The organism is Sulfuricurvum sp. (assembly GCF_028710345.1).
Lineage (GTDB): Bacteria > Campylobacterota > Campylobacteria > Campylobacterales > Sulfurimonadaceae > Sulfuricurvum.
This window is the reverse complement of sequence record NZ_JAQTUH010000002.1, coordinates 257,462-273,285: the sequence shown is the minus strand read 5'-3', so window position 1 is coordinate 273,285 and position 15,824 is coordinate 257,462. Positions and strand designations below refer to the sequence as shown.

Annotated in this window: 13 protein-coding genes; all 13 read right to left on the bottom strand. The window is 40.0% G+C overall.

Annotation, left to right across the window (positions count from 1 at the left end):
* Nucleotides 1–121 precede the first annotated feature (121 nt).
* The 13 genes from PHC76_RS03920 to PHC76_RS03860 all read right to left on the bottom strand — a co-directional run bounded on the left by PHC76_RS03920 (nt 122) and on the right by PHC76_RS03860 (nt 15,817).
* Nucleotides 122–1,039: a hypothetical protein gene (locus tag PHC76_RS03920; RefSeq protein WP_299971239.1), complete on the bottom strand. Its 918-nt coding sequence runs from the start codon at nt 1,037–1,039 to the stop codon at nt 122–124.
* Between the two features lies 1 nt (nt 1,040).
* The gene (locus tag PHC76_RS03915) at nt 1,041–1,883 is read right to left on the bottom strand and encodes a hypothetical protein (protein WP_299971242.1); all 843 of its coding nucleotides are present in this window, start codon (nt 1,881–1,883) and stop codon (nt 1,041–1,043) included.
* Between the two features lie 320 nt (nt 1,884–2,203).
* The gene (locus PHC76_RS03910) at nt 2,204–2,446 is read right to left on the bottom strand and encodes a DUF2442 domain-containing protein (protein WP_299971244.1); all 243 of its coding nucleotides are present in this window, start codon (nt 2,444–2,446) and stop codon (nt 2,204–2,206) included.
* Entirely contained in the window at nt 2,430–2,657 is a 228-nt protein-coding gene (locus PHC76_RS03905) for a DUF4160 domain-containing protein (protein WP_299971247.1), read from the bottom strand. Before PHC76_RS03905 ends, PHC76_RS03910 begins: the two co-directional genes overlap by 17 nt.
* A gap of 714 nt (nt 2,658–3,371) precedes the next feature.
* The gene (locus PHC76_RS03900; RefSeq protein WP_299971250.1) at nt 3,372–4,055 is read right to left on the bottom strand and encodes a response regulator transcription factor; all 684 of its coding nucleotides are present in this window, start codon (nt 4,053–4,055) and stop codon (nt 3,372–3,374) included.
* Nucleotides 4,052–5,041, bottom strand: coding sequence for a DUF4118 domain-containing protein (locus PHC76_RS03895; protein WP_299971253.1), 990 nt, complete (start codon nt 5,039–5,041; stop codon nt 4,052–4,054). Before PHC76_RS03895 ends, PHC76_RS03900 begins: the two co-directional genes overlap by 4 nt.
* Before the next feature lie 14 nt (nt 5,042–5,055).
* Complete coding sequence (locus tag PHC76_RS03890) at nt 5,056–5,406, bottom strand: DUF1566 domain-containing protein (protein WP_300209802.1); 351 nt, start codon at nt 5,404–5,406, stop codon at nt 5,056–5,058.
* Nucleotides 5,407–5,477: 71 nt separating this feature from the next.
* Nucleotides 5,478–7,298, bottom strand: a complete 1,821-nt coding sequence (locus PHC76_RS03885; protein ID WP_299971260.1) for a KUP/HAK/KT family potassium transporter — start codon at nt 7,296–7,298, stop codon at nt 5,478–5,480.
* Between the two features lie 103 nt (nt 7,299–7,401).
* Nucleotides 7,402–9,300, bottom strand: coding sequence for an EAL domain-containing protein (locus PHC76_RS03880; protein WP_299971263.1), 1,899 nt, complete (start codon nt 9,298–9,300; stop codon nt 7,402–7,404).
* Nucleotides 9,301–9,308: 8 nt separating this feature from the next.
* On the bottom strand, nt 9,309–11,918 hold the full coding sequence (locus PHC76_RS03875; RefSeq protein ID WP_299971266.1) for a CheR family methyltransferase: 2,610 nt from the start codon (nt 11,916–11,918) through the stop codon (nt 9,309–9,311).
* Between the two features lie 162 nt (nt 11,919–12,080).
* Nucleotides 12,081–13,670 (bottom strand): phosphoglycerate dehydrogenase, encoded by a 1,590-nt coding sequence (serA, locus tag PHC76_RS03870; protein WP_299971269.1) that lies wholly within the window; start codon nt 13,668–13,670, stop codon nt 12,081–12,083.
* Nucleotides 13,671–13,674: 4 nt separating this feature from the next.
* A complete protein-coding gene (locus PHC76_RS03865; RefSeq protein WP_299971272.1) occupies nt 13,675–14,157 on the bottom strand; it encodes a hypothetical protein in 483 nt (160 codons plus the stop codon).
* A 4-nt stretch (nt 14,158–14,161) separates the two neighbouring features.
* On the bottom strand, nt 14,162–15,817 hold the full coding sequence (locus PHC76_RS03860; RefSeq protein ID WP_299971275.1) for a 30S ribosomal protein S1: 1,656 nt from the start codon (nt 15,815–15,817) through the stop codon (nt 14,162–14,164).
* Nucleotides 15,818–15,824: the final 7 nt, after the last annotated feature.

The window sequence follows — 15,824 nt, the reverse complement described above, 5'->3', positions numbered from 1 at the left end:
AAAAATTTCTATAAAAGAAAATCAGCTTTTGAAATCTTTTGCCGAATTTCTTTTTTATTTTAAAAATTATGGAGTTTTAGTCTTAATAGCATGGTGATGATGAATCCTGTCTTCAACTTGGCTATTTCAGAATGTCTTTCATACTTCTCTTCCAGTATTTTTTATGAATAAGCCTATGTTCCTGTAACTTTTCAGCTAATATTTCTGCTTTTGATAATTGAGAAAGGGTTTCCCAGTCATTATTAAATATATAGGTAGCATTTCCTGCAAATGAATTTTCTAATACATATAAATTTCTATCTTCAAAGCCAAATACAACATAGTCGTTGAAACCACCATTACCTGTTGCTACAAAATCTGGACTAAAGCTATTAATAAATTCAAATCTTCTTAGTGTATCTTCTTTATCTTCTACTGCTGTTTTATCAAGTAAATCGATTAGTGGTTCTCTCAATTTTGCCCATGGCATCACACCTTTAGGTAAAATATTCCAACTTACTTTTTTGATTTTTGTCTTTTGCCTAGAAAGAAATTCATTATCTACAACAACGCATTCTCCAAAAATTTCTAAAAATAAATTTATTGTATGTTTGATTAGATTTTTGTTATTTTCATTATAGACGAGTTTATCAGAGGAGACAATTTTCTCATTATTATCATCAAGTAAAATTACTAACTCTATTGATGGTGCAATTTCTGTAAGCCCTACTTGAAATTTTTCATATGGCTGTTGTTTTGTAATATACACATCATGCTTACCATAAGCTTTTATTGTTGCACTTTGAGTTTTATAGTATGTTTCTTTTGGCAAGTCTCTTAATTTTTCATATTTTCCATTAGCATTAAATTCTGATACATTACCAAATAGTGCAGAAGGTAAAACTTTCTCACCAGTCGGCAAAAGACTACTAAAGCCTACTTGTATCAATCTATCTTTATAGCTGTCAATATCATCTAAAACAATATATAAATTTTCATCTTTCTTAAATTCCAGTAAGAATTTATCAACATTATGAATTTTACTTTGTGATATACGCATTTCAATCCTTGAAAATTTTAATCAGCTTCGCATCTCTTGTTTCAATTAAATCACCCATCTTGACAATAGGCTCTACTTCTATTCTAATGGGTTTTGAACTTTTAAAATAATCACTCACTTCATTCAACTGTTTATTCGTAGCATGAACCTTCAACTTACCAATAAAGGCGATTTCCATCATAAATGACATACTTGCTCTTGTTAATCCATCAGGAACACCAGAGATGATAATATTTTCAATTTTAATAGCATCTAACTCATTATTACTCAATAATTCTTTTGTTGAGTTGTTTATCTCCAATAATTCAATAGTATCTTCGATTTCAGATGTGAATGTTATGGAGGTCGGCTTTAAAGAATGCTCTTCATCGGTTTTTCCAACGATGGAAGCGATTTGTTTCATAGCTTGATAATTAGCTAATTCAGCATTTATCAGTTTAGTATTTTTTTCGATAGTTTGTTTTTTCTTTTCAAACCTAACATCAAAATATTCAGCCTCAGCTAACTCTAATGCTAATTGAAAAGTTTCATCAACAAGCTTTTTGATATCCTCTTTTTTAGTATCAGAATCAAGATATTCACGCATTTTTGTTATCAGTTCATAAAGAAAAGCACCTTGAAGACTATCAATTATGCCTTTTAAATGCGTAGGTTCAATGAGCCCTAAAAGTATTTCGAAGCTTCCTTCTCTATTGGCTTTGATATAAATATTTTGATTTTTAGTTCCATATTTTTGTAATTCATAGTTATAAGATATTTTTTGAATACTATCAGAAAGTTTTCGCATATCATTTAATGAAATCATATGTATATCTGTTGAACCACCATTTAATTTTACTATCACTTACATACCTTTCATCTCATTGATTTTCTTAGCCAATGATATAATACGCTCATCTTCTCTCGTTCCACCTCTCTTGAGGTGGAATGTAAACTGATGTTATACACTTCCATTTTTATTTTTTATAATAAAATCAATTATAAAATAAGATTTATTGTACCATTTTTTCAATCATTGAGGAAATTATATGGCAAACTGAAAGATATACGCGAAAAGCTGGATTCCCGCCTTCGCGGGAATGACGGGAAAAAGTTGGTAGGTTTGATAGAAAAATCGGAATTTCCGATTTTTCTCATCTAAAGAGTATGACGGAAAAAAATGATTTAAGCTACTTTACTATCTGATAGTTCCAACATACTCTCAATATTTAGGTGGTAATCTAACTCTTCCCACTCTATACCAGTATTCATACAAATAAGTTTATAGTTTTTAAGTTGAGAAAGTGTTGCTTTTTTCAAAGGCTGATACCACTCAATCGGAGTCGATATAATCCTATCATCTTCAAGTTTAACGTGTAAATATGACTCATCAAAATGGACTTCTTTCCCTTTAATTAAACCACTCATCCCATATCCTTTCAAATTCATTTTTATTCTCTTCAATAATTTCAAGCACTCTTTTGAGTTCTTTGGGTTTTAAATAATTTTGGACGATACGTAAATTTTCCAACTCGATTTTGGCAAACGCATCATTTTTCATTACATGAATGTGCTTTGGTTCATGTTCATTAGCGTAAAAGAAGAACTTGAAACCGTCTTGATTCAATAGCGTTGGCAAGCAATCTCCATCCCTATAAATGTGCAATAGTATAACATATTTAGTGGAATGTGCAAATTCTGCACATTGCTTTTTGAATCGATTTCAAATTGAGCGAAAATATATATTAAACTTTTTCAGAACATGCTTTTTCGTTCGTGATGAGTTTATCGAACCATGAATGAAACACCCTTCGACAAAACAAGGGTACCGCTCGCTAAGCGATGTTTCCTTGAGCTCAGGGCGAACGGGATTATATAGTAGAGTTATGCAAGAAGTTTATTCAAAAGAGAGAGCTGGATTCCCGCCTTCGCGGGAATGACGGGAAAAAGTTGGTAGGTTTGATAGAAAATTCGGAATTTCCGATTTTTCTCATCCAATATCCTTTAATACTTTTAACATATATGGACTATAATAACGCTCTAATTGTCCTTCGGGATGCCCCTTGTTCTGCAAGGGGAGAAAACTCCTAAAATCCCAACAATCCTTTCAGTTTGACAAGTTCAAAATCTGCCTCTTTTATCATCCTATATCCTTTCAAATTGCATCAAATCAACAATGCAAATTAGTATAACATATTTAGTGGTATGTGCAAATTTTGCACATTGCTTTTTCTCTCGTTCTAGCTCTCCTGAGGTGGAATGCAGACAGTCGCTATACACCCACATTTAGAAAATGCAACACCATTCACGCTGAGCCTGTCGAAAAATGTAAAGTGAATAAGGCTTTATCAGCTTACCCCACAAACCGATACCCGATACCTGTCTCAGTAATAATCCGTTTCGGACGGGTCGAATCTGTTTCAATCTTTTGACGGAGTTGGTTGATAAAAACCCGTAGATAGTGGGTCTCGTTTTGGTATCCGATTCCCCATATCTCTTTGAGCAACCATGCATGGGTGAGGACTTTTCCGCTATTTTGCATCAAGATTTTGAGGAGGTCGAACTCTTTGGGGGTTAGTTTTAACTCTTGATTGTCCAACATCACGGTATGTGAGGAGATGTCCAAAGAGAGATTATCGCTTATCAGCCCTGATACACTCTCACCCATCCCCATACCGCGCCGTCGAAGTGCCGCTTTGATACGAGCCAGTAGTTCACCCGTACCGAAAGGTTTAGTAAGATAATCATCACATCCCCCTTCTAGTGCCGCTATTTTTTCACTCTCATGAGAGCGTGCAGAGAGGACGATTACGGGAGATTGACTCCATTCTCGAAATCGTGAGAGAAACTCTTTGCCGTCCATATCGCTCAATCCCAAATCGAGCAATACGAGAGCGGGTGCATCGATTGCCGCACGATTGAGCGCCTCTTTACCCGACGCGATTGCTATCGGATGATACCCAGCCGCACCCAGTGCCACTTCGAGCAGTTTGCGAATAGCACTGTCATCATCGATGATTAAAATCGTCTCTTTCATCCCTCACCCCTGTATGGAAGTTTCATCGTCGCGCAAAATTGTATTCCATCACTCATCGTCTCCACACTCCCGCCGTGCATCGCAGCAATTCGATACGCTACATACAGACCCAATCCAATCCCCTCTTCGCCACGGACATTACTCAGTCTTGAAAACGCTCTCCATGCCATAGAGGCTTCATGTGCAGGGGGGATAGAGCCGGTATTACAGATACGAATCACTATCTCTTGCGGATGATGTTCTACTGCTACATTGACCGCATCACCGTATTTAAAGGCATTTTCAAGGAGATTAAAAAGAGCCTGTTCGATTAGAATCGCGTCCCCTTGCAGTGAATTAAGATTGTCACTCATCGTTAGCATTGCGGGAAAAATATGTTCTGTTTTCGATAACGCACTCCCTAAAAGTTCACGTATATCGCACTCTTGGAGTTTGAGTTTAAGCATACCGCTTTGGAGTCGGGCAGTATCGAGGAGGTTATCTATCAGCCGTCGCATTCGACTCGCCCCCTCATCAATCGTACGGTAAAGCTCCTTTTTTTGTTCCGTATTTAAATCCAGCTCTTCGGTGAGCAACCCTGATGATGCCCCCATAATCGCGGCAAGAGGTGTTCGTAGCTCATGCGATAATGAGCCTAAAAGAGTCTCTTGAAGCCGTTCAGAAGTCTCTAATTCTTTGGCAATAGAGGCACGTTCGCTCAACCATGAAACGATTTGCCCGACGGTAATCATAATGGCAAAACTGAAAACATAGCGAATATCATGTACCGTAAACGTAAACGTTGGTGGGATAAAAAAAAAGTTAAAGGATAGTACCGAAACAAGTGAGACGATTAAAGTGTCTCTCCGCCCTAATATCATCGCGGCATAGAGGATAGGGATGAGATGAATCATCCCGATATTGACCAGTTGAAGCTCCTCATTAAAGAGTTTGGAGATCAAGGAAAGAGATAGTAAAAGTAAAAATGGGGGGATAATCGGGTACATACGTCAATTATATTCTATTTTATCTTACGGACGCATCGAATAAAGCATGTATGATCTATCCCCACCGTATTCAAACTTTTTCCTGTCGAAAAATCAATAGAACCTATACGGTTATTTTGATCTTTAGAGATGTTCCAATAACACTCTGTTGCGGTATGGGCAAACACCGGAAAAATTGTCGGTGTACGTTGCGTGTCAACAAGGCGAAATAACTCTTGTTGCGTTGGCATGCGCCAATCATTCATATCATTTAGACCAAGTGATTCACAATAGCTCAGGGCACTTTTATAACTCATTTTGTGTTCTGAAACTTGCCCATCATCTTGCCACATCAAAGCCTCAGGTGTTTGTGTAACCGTTTGCATTGACCTTTCAGCGATAAAATCCGATCCAAAAAGTGACACACCTAGAAAAATACAAGCTAATACTCTCATCGCTAAATCTCCGCTCGACGGGCTACTCCAATCAATTTCTCATGCGGGAAATGGTAGAAGCTGACAAAATTAGGGGAAACATCTTTGATAAAGGCAAAGATTTTCCATAGGAAGCTATCGGAGACTATCTCTTCATCTCCGTAAAAAATCGTCCGCTCGTCAATGTTTCGTTCCCGCAAAAGGGCTTCGACGTTCAACGTCTCCATATATCCCGGACGGATACTGAGCAAATCCAACCCTTCTCCTATCGGAGAGAGTTCACTGATAACTCCGTGAGGTTCATACGAGGGGTGAACCGTTACGATGATGTTGCGCTCATAGATGATTCCGTTTTGAAACATCGTTTTCGAGATATAAGCGGGGATAGCATCGGCATTGCGGGCAAAAAAGAGCGCCGTCCCCTCGATATGGAATCCTTGTGCATAGCGTTTGAGGTATTCACTCAAAAAAAGCTCTTTATCGATAGGGACAAATGAGGCATAGAGCCGTTTTTGTCCTTGGGTATAGAGGATTACGATAAAGAGGGGAACCGATGCGATAATGAGCGACCAGTACCCGCCGTGTGGGATTTTGAGCCAACAGGAGATGAAGAATACTAAGCTCGTAAGTCCCGCGATAATGGAAACAGCCATTTTGAAGTATTGACGTTTAAACATGAAAATCATACTCATCAGCACTCCCGTAATACTCATCGCCCCCGCAACCGAGAGACCGTATGCCGCCGCCAGTTTCCCCGATTCTCCGAAGATAAAGAGCATCGCGACGACGCAGATAAATAAAAACCAGTTGATTGAGCCGACATAGATTTGACTGCGTAGTTCATTGGAGGTGTAGTTCACATTGAAATGGGGGAAAATACGGGTGGTCATCGCCTGATAGAGAACGGAGAAAATACCGCTTATCATCGCCTGAGAAGCGATAATCGTGGCAATAACGGTTAAGAGAAGCATCGGAACGTATAAGTTCGGAACGAGAGTGTGATAGAGTTCGAAAAACGGCGCTTTTGCCGCTTCGGGATGGGAGAGCAAAAATGCCCCTTGACCATAATAGGAGATGAGCAATGCTACTGAGGCAAACAACCACCCCTTGAGAATCGGAAGACGACCCAAATGCCCCATATCGGCATATAACGCTTCACCACCCGTCGCACATAAGAGGACATCGGCTAACACCACAAAAGCGATATAAGGGTGTTGAGCGATAAATTCAATTGCATACAACGGTGAGATCGCCTTTAACACTTCGGGAGATTGCAGTAGATAATACCCACCCCCTAAGGCAAGGGCAAAAAACCACACGACCATGATGGGACCGAATGCACTGGCGACCTTTTCGACCCCTTTTTTCTGAACGGCAAAGAGGGCAAATGCGATCCCCGCTGCGATGAGGAGTAATGTAATTTTGGGGGTATCTTCGTATCCGGGGATGAGTGCTATCCCCTCAACGGAGCTGAGAATACTGATGGCGGGGGTGATAACCCCATCCCCGATTAGCAATGAGATGCCCAAAAAGCCCAATGCTCCGACCAAAGCGATAACACGCGTCCCTTTGAGGTAGGGGAGCAAGAGCTGTACTAACACAACCGTCCCCCCTTCACCCCGTTTGGAGAGGCTGGTGGCTAACCATGCGTATTGGACAGTAACCAACATCAGCATCGTCCAAAATACCATCGATAAGATTTGAAAGATAGTTTCGGTTGTCGGTTGAACCAACAATAAAATAACAGCAAAGGTATAAATCGGACTGGTTCCGATATCTCCATACACAACGCCGAGTGATTTGATTACCATCATCTCACTTTTAATTCGTTCTTGTAACGTCATAACGTCCCTTTAGATTAGGATTTCTATGACATAGATTATAGGTTGATTTTTATCAGTGAAGTCTCAAGATAGTACCAAGAGGTATCAAGAAAGTATAAAGAACTCATTTTTTCGATATTTCTCTCCATGATGGATAGGGTTGCCAAGTAGCAAACCATCGTACAAACTCATCGGGAGGCATAGGATGAGCGATAGCATACCCTTGGGCAAGTTCACACCCCATAGATAACAAAAGTTCTCCATGTTCCATCGTCTCTACCCCCTCAGCGATAATATCGAGATGAAAAGCTTTCCCTAAGCTGATGATTCCTGAGAGAATAGTTATATCGTCTACATTATTGAGCATATCTCGTATAAAACTTTGATCTATTTTAATCGTAGAAATAGGGAGACGTTGAAGATAGGTGAGAGAGGAGTACCCCGTACCGAAATCATCGAGGGAAAAAAGTATCCCAAACGCTCGACACGCTTGAATAATTTCAGTCGTTCGATGGAGATTCTCTATTTTACTGGTCTCTAAAATCTCCAGTGTTAAACAGCTGGGGCTAACCTTAGGATGTTGTTCTAAAATCTCTTGTAATCGCTGTAAAAAATTATCTTCTTGCAGTTGTTGTGCACCGATATTAACACTCACTTCAATACTAAGCCCCTCGCTCTGCCAGAGCTCTATTTGGGTCAAGGTAGCATCGATAACCCACTCTCCCATCTCAACACAAAGAGAAGTACCTTCTATAATAGGTAAAAAAGAGGATGGTTCTAAAAGACCTCTACTGGGATGGTTCCATCGTATCAGGGCTTCGGTACCGATAACTGCTCCCGTTTTCATATTGACTTTGGGTTGATAGTAGAGGATAAATTGGTGTGTTTGAATCGCATAACGGATAATTTCAATCAATTCATACCGCTCTCTAAGAACACTATCTTGTTGAATATCAAAAGTATGGTAACGATTTCTCCCCGATATCTTTGCTTGATACATCGCTTGATCGGCTTGACGAAGTAATAAATCAGCATCTACATTTTCCGCTTGCGGAAAAAAAGTGACCCCCAAACTTGCACTTACTTGCAAAATATGAGTCTCTATTTCCAACGGCTCATTCGTAATATCCAAAAAGCGCTTCAACATCGGTATAGCTTCTTCTATCCGCCCCAAGTTCAGCAAAAGGGCAACAAATTCATCTCCACCGAGTCTGGCTATCGTATCACCTTCACGAAGAATATTATGCATCTTCTCAGCGAGCATAATCAAAACCTGATCCCCGATATCGTGACCGTAAGTATCATTGATCTCTTTAAAACCATCCAAATCGAGGTAAATAACCGCTAATTTACGCTCGTATCGCAGGGCTTGCCCCATGGCCTGATGGAGACGATCCGATAACAAAAGGCGATTGGGTAGATTGGTGAGTGAATCGTATTGACCGATACGATACAACCTATCCTCATAGCTTTTTTTATCGGTAATATCACTAATCGCCATACGAATTCTAGCACCACCACTGTCATCATGATTATCCGAATCTACAATGATGAGTGCCCAAAAGTAATTTGCCCCTTTTCGCAAAAGACGTATATCGCAAGAGTGCTTTATCCGTGTTTCCAAAAACTTTTGTCTGCACAGATAAAAATTATCTTGATCTTCTGCATAAATATAACGGGAAAATGGTTGGTGTATCAGCTGATTACGACCACTTCCTAATAATGATGATGCCGTCAAATTGGCTTCAATAATCTGCCACTCTTTACTTAGGGTCACATATCCGACCGGTGCTAAATCATAAAGATCGAAATAACGTTCCTTCTGCTCTATAAGCTCATTGTGAACACTGCGCAGTTCATCATTTTGCATCTCCAATTCGATCTGATGTACTTGGAGTTCATGAACTATTTGTGCCGTTTTTTCGGGCGAAAACGACTCATTCAAATCAACGGGATATGCCGATACGATAGCTTCAGCTTTTTGTCGTAATAGTTGCGCTTTCGTTAACGTCTCTTTTGCCATTACAACTCCTATCTTAGGTGTTCCTTATTCGTTAAACTGGAGAGTTCATTGGCTATTTTAAGAGCCTCTCGTAGCTTCACAATCTCGGTGATATCGATAAAAGTGATAACCGCACCCTCGATAACATTTTCCAATGTACGATAAGGCTGAATCCGCATCGAATAGCACCCACCCTCTGTGGTACACACCTCTACCTCTTTAGGAATCAGTGTATCCAAAACATTCCTCGTATCGCTCACCAAACTATTATAACCAATCAAATTCGAGACAATATGCCCTACCGGTCGTCCAATATCACTTAAAATCAGATGGATGATTTTGGTAATAGCAGGGGTAAAACGCATAATGCAAAGTTGATGATCGACAAAAACCGTACCGACATTCGTACCGGCTAAGAGGTTGTTCATATCATTATTGGCTCGTGAGAGATCGGCAACTTTGCTTTGCAGTTCGGCATTGACGGTAGAGAGTTCTTCATTGACCGATTGAAGCTCCTCTTTGGAGGTTTCCAACTCTTCGTTCGTCGATTGCAACTCCTCATTGAGTGATTGCATCTCTTCATTAAACGATTTTAACTCCTCATTGGAGGTTTGCAGTTTTTGATTGGCAATTTTTAGAAATGTCTCTTGATCATAAAGCTCTTGTGTAAGAAGAGAAATACGTCTGCTCTCCTCTTTGTTCTCTGGTTCATTACCAATCTCTATCGATACAAAGGGAATCTCCTCAAACACGACAAGATAGAGAGAGAGGTCATTTTCACCGTATGTTGAGAGAAAACGGACGGTAAGATTCACTGAACTAAATAGACCGTTATTTTGTACGCATAGATTCGGATAATGGATATTTTCATGGCTCACTATTGCTTTATGAAGTGCCATAGAGAGTTCACGACGTAACTCTTCACGTGCCATTTTAAAGATGTTCATAGCGCCTGCTTCACCCGCTTGCGGTTCCAAATACCTTCCAGTACGACCATGTAGATAGAGAATATCACCATCCTCTTTTATGATAGCACCTGAGAGAGGAATATGAGACAAAAGTGCCTGTTCCATCATCTCACGCATCGATACTTTTGTATGTTTAGGCGCATTGTCGATTCCAGCTGGAAGCGTTACGTGTATCGAACTCGGAAATGGACGACTCACTGATATATACTCTCCTCGGATAGAACCGATTTTACGTTGATAGAGTTTGGATTTCTGATCTACGATACTAAAGAGATCACTAAATTCACCAATAGTCTCAGATGAACCTAAAAAAAGAGTTCCACCAGGATTTAGCGCATAATGAAACAACGGTATCAATCTTCTTTGGAGATCAAAATTCATGTAAATCAAAAGATTACGGCAACAAATGAGATCTAGCTTCGAAAACGGAGGGTCTTTAATGACACTGTGTTCGGAAAATATCAACATATCGCGAATACTTTTATGGATACGGTATCCTCCAGATTCAGGGACAAAAAAACGGGATAATCGCTCAGGCGAAATGTTAGAAGCAATGCTCTCAGGATAGAAGCCTGCACGCGCTATCTCTATGGAACGGATATCAATATCGGTCGCAAATATCTGCACTGCAACGTTGTGTTTCGTCTCTTCCATATACTCTTTGATTAATATAGCGATAGAATATGCCTCTTCCCCCGATGAACACGCGACACTCCACACACGAATCACTTTTCCGGAGATAAAAAGCTTGGGGATAATCTCCTCTCTTAACGCTACAAAAGCCTCTGAATCGCGAAAAAAGTTAGTGACTCCAATCAACAAATCATGAAATAATGCTTTGACTTCATCGGGTGATTGCTGCAAATATTTGACGTATTTTCCCATCTCATCAATCTGACAAATAACAAGCCGTCGCTCAATACGCCGTAGGATAGTATTAGGCTTGTATTGGGAAAAATCATGCCCCGTCTGAGCGCGCAATAATATAAAAATCTTATCGAGTATATTTTGCGATTTTGGGAGGGATTCATTGAGCATACTATGTCGAGCCGTATGTGCCCTATAAGCTATCAATTGATTCGGCATTGCTGAGGGAGGGAGGATATAATCGACCAAATCGGTTGCTATCGCACTGCGTGGCATACTATCATATTCGGTCGTTTCAGGAGTTTGGACAAGCACCAATCCTCCCACTTCTTTAATCGCCTTTATCCCTTGTGTCCCATCACTTCCGCTACCGGAGAGGATAATCCCGATAGAGTGTTCATGCTGATCTTGAGCTAAAGAGTGAAAGAAAAAATCGATAGGAAGATGGGGAGAACGTGATAGTGAGGGTTCAAGTAACTGGAGCTTACCGTTTAAAAAAGCCATATCATACCCCGGAGGGATGACATAAACACAATTAATCTCCACCTTCATCCCCTCTTCCACTTCGAAAACCGCCATACGGGTATAACGACGTATAATCTCAGCGAGGATACTGACATGATCAGGTGAGAGGTGCTGTACCAAGACAAAAGCCATATTCGGATTATCTTCTAAAGGCATGCCGGAAAAGAAATTTTCAAACGCCGCCAACCCCCCTGCTGAGGCACCGATACCGACGATAGGAAATTGAGGAGTTGAGTCTTTTATTTGTGCAGGAACTTTCACAACTTGTCGTTTTGCCATACGTTTCTCCACTTCTGCCCATTATTTTAAGAGGTGCAATCTTTAAATTGTTAATAGAGAAAACAAAAAGATAAGACATTATTTAATTTTACTAGTGTTTTGCTGTTTGGTTGCTGATAGATATGGATATTATGAAGAATCTTTTCCTCAAAGAGGAAAGATTTAAATGCGAGCGTAAGAGACGCTAATACACGCGTTAAGGGCTGAAAGTTCTTTAAGAGTTTTATCGCTAACGGCAGAATCGACCATGATAACCGCTAACGCTTCACCACTTTTGTTACGTCCCAAACGAAAATCGGCGATGTTGACGTTATGAGCGCCAAGCATTGTCCCTACTTGTCCGATAACCCCAGGAACATCGGTATTTTTGAAAAGAATCATGTTCCCTTTCGGTTCAACATCTACACCAAAACCGTTGATATCCACGATACGTTGGACATCATCACCAAACATCGTTGCGCTGATTTCGATAACGTCTTTATCGGTAGTCAAACGAACCGTTACAAGATTTTTATACACAGGGCTTTCCGGAAGCTCTTCTGTTTCTATTTTGATACCGCGCTCAGATGCTACGAAATCGGCATTAACGTAGTTGATGGTCTCACCTGATGTTTCAGCCAATGCCCCTACGGTGACGAACGTTGCCAATGAGTTCACGTACTCAGCGATATCACCGCGACCGCTTACTTTGATAGAGACGATAGGTGCTTTGTTAATTTGTGATGCCAAGAAGCCCACTTTTTGACCCATTTCTAAAAACGGTTTCACAAACGATGGAATCTTTGTCTCATCGATAGGGAGATTCAATGCATGAGGATAAGCGATACCTTTTGCCGCTTCAATCGCTTGCTGCGCCGCTTCAAGAGCGATACCGAGTTGAGATTCAAACGTATTCGCACCCAAATGTGGAGAAACACAAATGTTATCCAAATCGAGAAGTTTGTTGCTAGTAGCAGGCTCTTTGTTAAATACATCAATCCCAGCAAAACGGATTTTTCCTGATTTTAGACCGTTATAGAGGGCATCTTCATCATACAATCCACCACGAGCACAGTTGATAAGAACAACACCGTCTTTCATTTTTGCGATTTGATCTTCTCCGATCATTCCAATAGTCTCTTTATTTTTCGGAGTATGGATAGTGATGATGTCACACGCCAAAATATCATCAAAATTAGTGGTATATTTAACACCAACATCGGTTGCTTTTGATGGGTGGATATAGGGGTCATACGCGATAACATCCATCTCAAATGCTTTCGAGCGGATACCGACACGACTACCGATATTACCGAAACCGATAACACCGAGTTTTTTCCCTTTTAACTCATATCCGTACCATTTTTCACGTTTCCAGATACGTTGATTTTTCAAATGATCGTGAGAGTACGGGAACATACGCATACAAGAGAGCATGTGAGTCATAGTAAGTTCGACCGCTGCAATAGTATTCGCCGTAGGGACGTTCATCACGATAATTCCCTCTTTTGAACATCCCGGAATATCAACATTATCGACACCGACACCGGCACGAACGATTGCTTTCATTTTCCCTTTAACGGCATTGATAAATTTTTCATCAACATCGGTAGAGCTTCGTGTAATCGCAACATCGGCTGTTGCAATAACATCGAGTAGAGCCGTTTTATCCATATCGGCAGCAAAAATCATTTCAATTTTATCGTCACGACGAAGAAGATTCAAACCCTCTTCATGAATGTGATCACATACGACAATTTTTAATTTTTCCATCGGGTTAATCCTCTTTATACGGCGAAAGTGTTGCCGTGATTTGATAGGTTTTGAGTTTTGATACAAGATTGGTAAGTCCTGTATCGTCATTGGAATCGATTACAACACTCATAGATTCACCATTCTGATTTAAGAGATAGGAGAATGTGGTGTTTTTAAGCTCTTGCTTTAAACAAAAAAACTCATAAGAGTCTTTTAAATTTACAATAAGACGATATCTTTTAACTTTTGAATCGAGAGAACCGGAATCAGTTTCAAGTGAAACATCATTAACCGGATAAGCATATCCCGTATCCGTAGTTAGCTTTAAACGTTTCAGCCAACCCGGAGCTTCTTCATTGGTAGAGACTGAAACATTAGTGTCGTTTTCATGAGCAGTTTCACTCTCCAAAGATGAAGAGGGATTAATTTGAACCATAAAAACGACAATAAAAATGGCAACCGCTATAGCTATTATAGGAAACAGCCAATAAGCAGCGCGTCGCATAAAATTATTTCAATTTGTCTTTAATCAAATCACCAAGACTGTTGCTCTCATCATCATTAATTTCATTGAGCATCTCTTGATCTTTTAAACGTTCCAATTTACGTACAGAGAGACGGATACGGTCACGTTTAGCATCGATAACCATGATAGCTGCATCGATTACTTGTCCAATAGTAAGTTCTTCCGGAGTCATCGGTAATAAATCTTCGTTACGGATTAATGCATCAACACCACCCTCTAATGATACGAATACACCGAAATCTTTAATATCACGTACCGTTGCACTCAAAACTTCATTCATTTTATGGGTAGCAGCAAATTTATCGATCGGGCTCTCATCCAATGCTTTACGGTTCAATGAAATTTTTTCATCTTCGGTATTGATTTTAGCTATTTTAACTTCAATCTCATCACCTACTTTGAGGCTCTCTTTACATTTGGCGTTTTTGTCCCATGAGAGATCTTGGTTGTGCAACAACCCTTCAACGCCACCCACTTTGATAAATGCACCAAAATCGGTCAACGACGTTACCGTCCCTTTAACAACATCACCCTCACGAGTTTTTTTCATGAACTCTTCAAACGGTTTCGGTTGAAGACGTTTGTACGATACACGTAATTTATGAGTATTTGAGTTGATTTCGATTACTTCAACGTCAATCTCTTGACCCAATGTCAAATAATCTTTAGGGTGTTTAATATTTTTATCCCATGTGATTTCTGAAACATGTAAGAAACCTTCGATATCGTTTCCAAGATCGACAAAAATACCGTACGGTTCGATGTTGCTAACGGTAACGGTGATAGTATCACCCTCTTCCAATGCCTCTTCAACCTCTTTCCATGGATCCGATTGAACCGCTTTGATTGAGAGTGAAAGGTGACGTTTGTCTTTATCATACGCAATCGCTTTTACGGTAACCGCATCACCCTCTTTATAAAGTTTTGATGGGTTCACAGGACCTTTGTAACTGATTTCATTGTAGTGAACCAAACCGTCAATGCCGCCAACATCAACGAACATTCCGTAGCTAGTGATTTTTTTGACGGTACCTTGGATAATTTTACCCTCTTCCATCAATGCATCAATAACCTCTTTTTTACGTTTACGCTCATCATTAAAAAGTTTACGACGAGAAACAACAATCGATGCTTCAGCAGGGTCTACTTTAACCACTTGTGCTTTGATCGTTTTACCGACTACTTGATCGGTATCTTTGAACGCTGCGAGTGAGCGTGGAAGGAAAAAGTGAACATCATCTGCTTCAAGCAAATAGCCACCTTTATTTTTCTTGGTCACGAGTGCTTCGATCACAACCGATTCAAAATCTTCTTTGTGTGCATTGATAAATGCCAAAGTTTTCTCTTGTTCCAACACTTTTTTGTATGAAATTTTTGGACGCTCATTGTAGTGTCCCATTACCATAACGGTGATTTTATCACCAACGTTAAAAAGAAGTTTGCCCTCTGCATCACGGATCTCATCGAGTGGAAGAATCCCTTCAAGTTTTTCGCCAACACCTACTAATGCACGGTTATCACCCTCTTGAATCTCTACAACTTCACCCTCTGTAATGCGTGTGGATTCTTGCTCTTTGAACGATGCCTCCAGCATTTCAGCAAAATTTTCTTCTTCATACGCTTCGTTATCGAACGCCATGCCTATT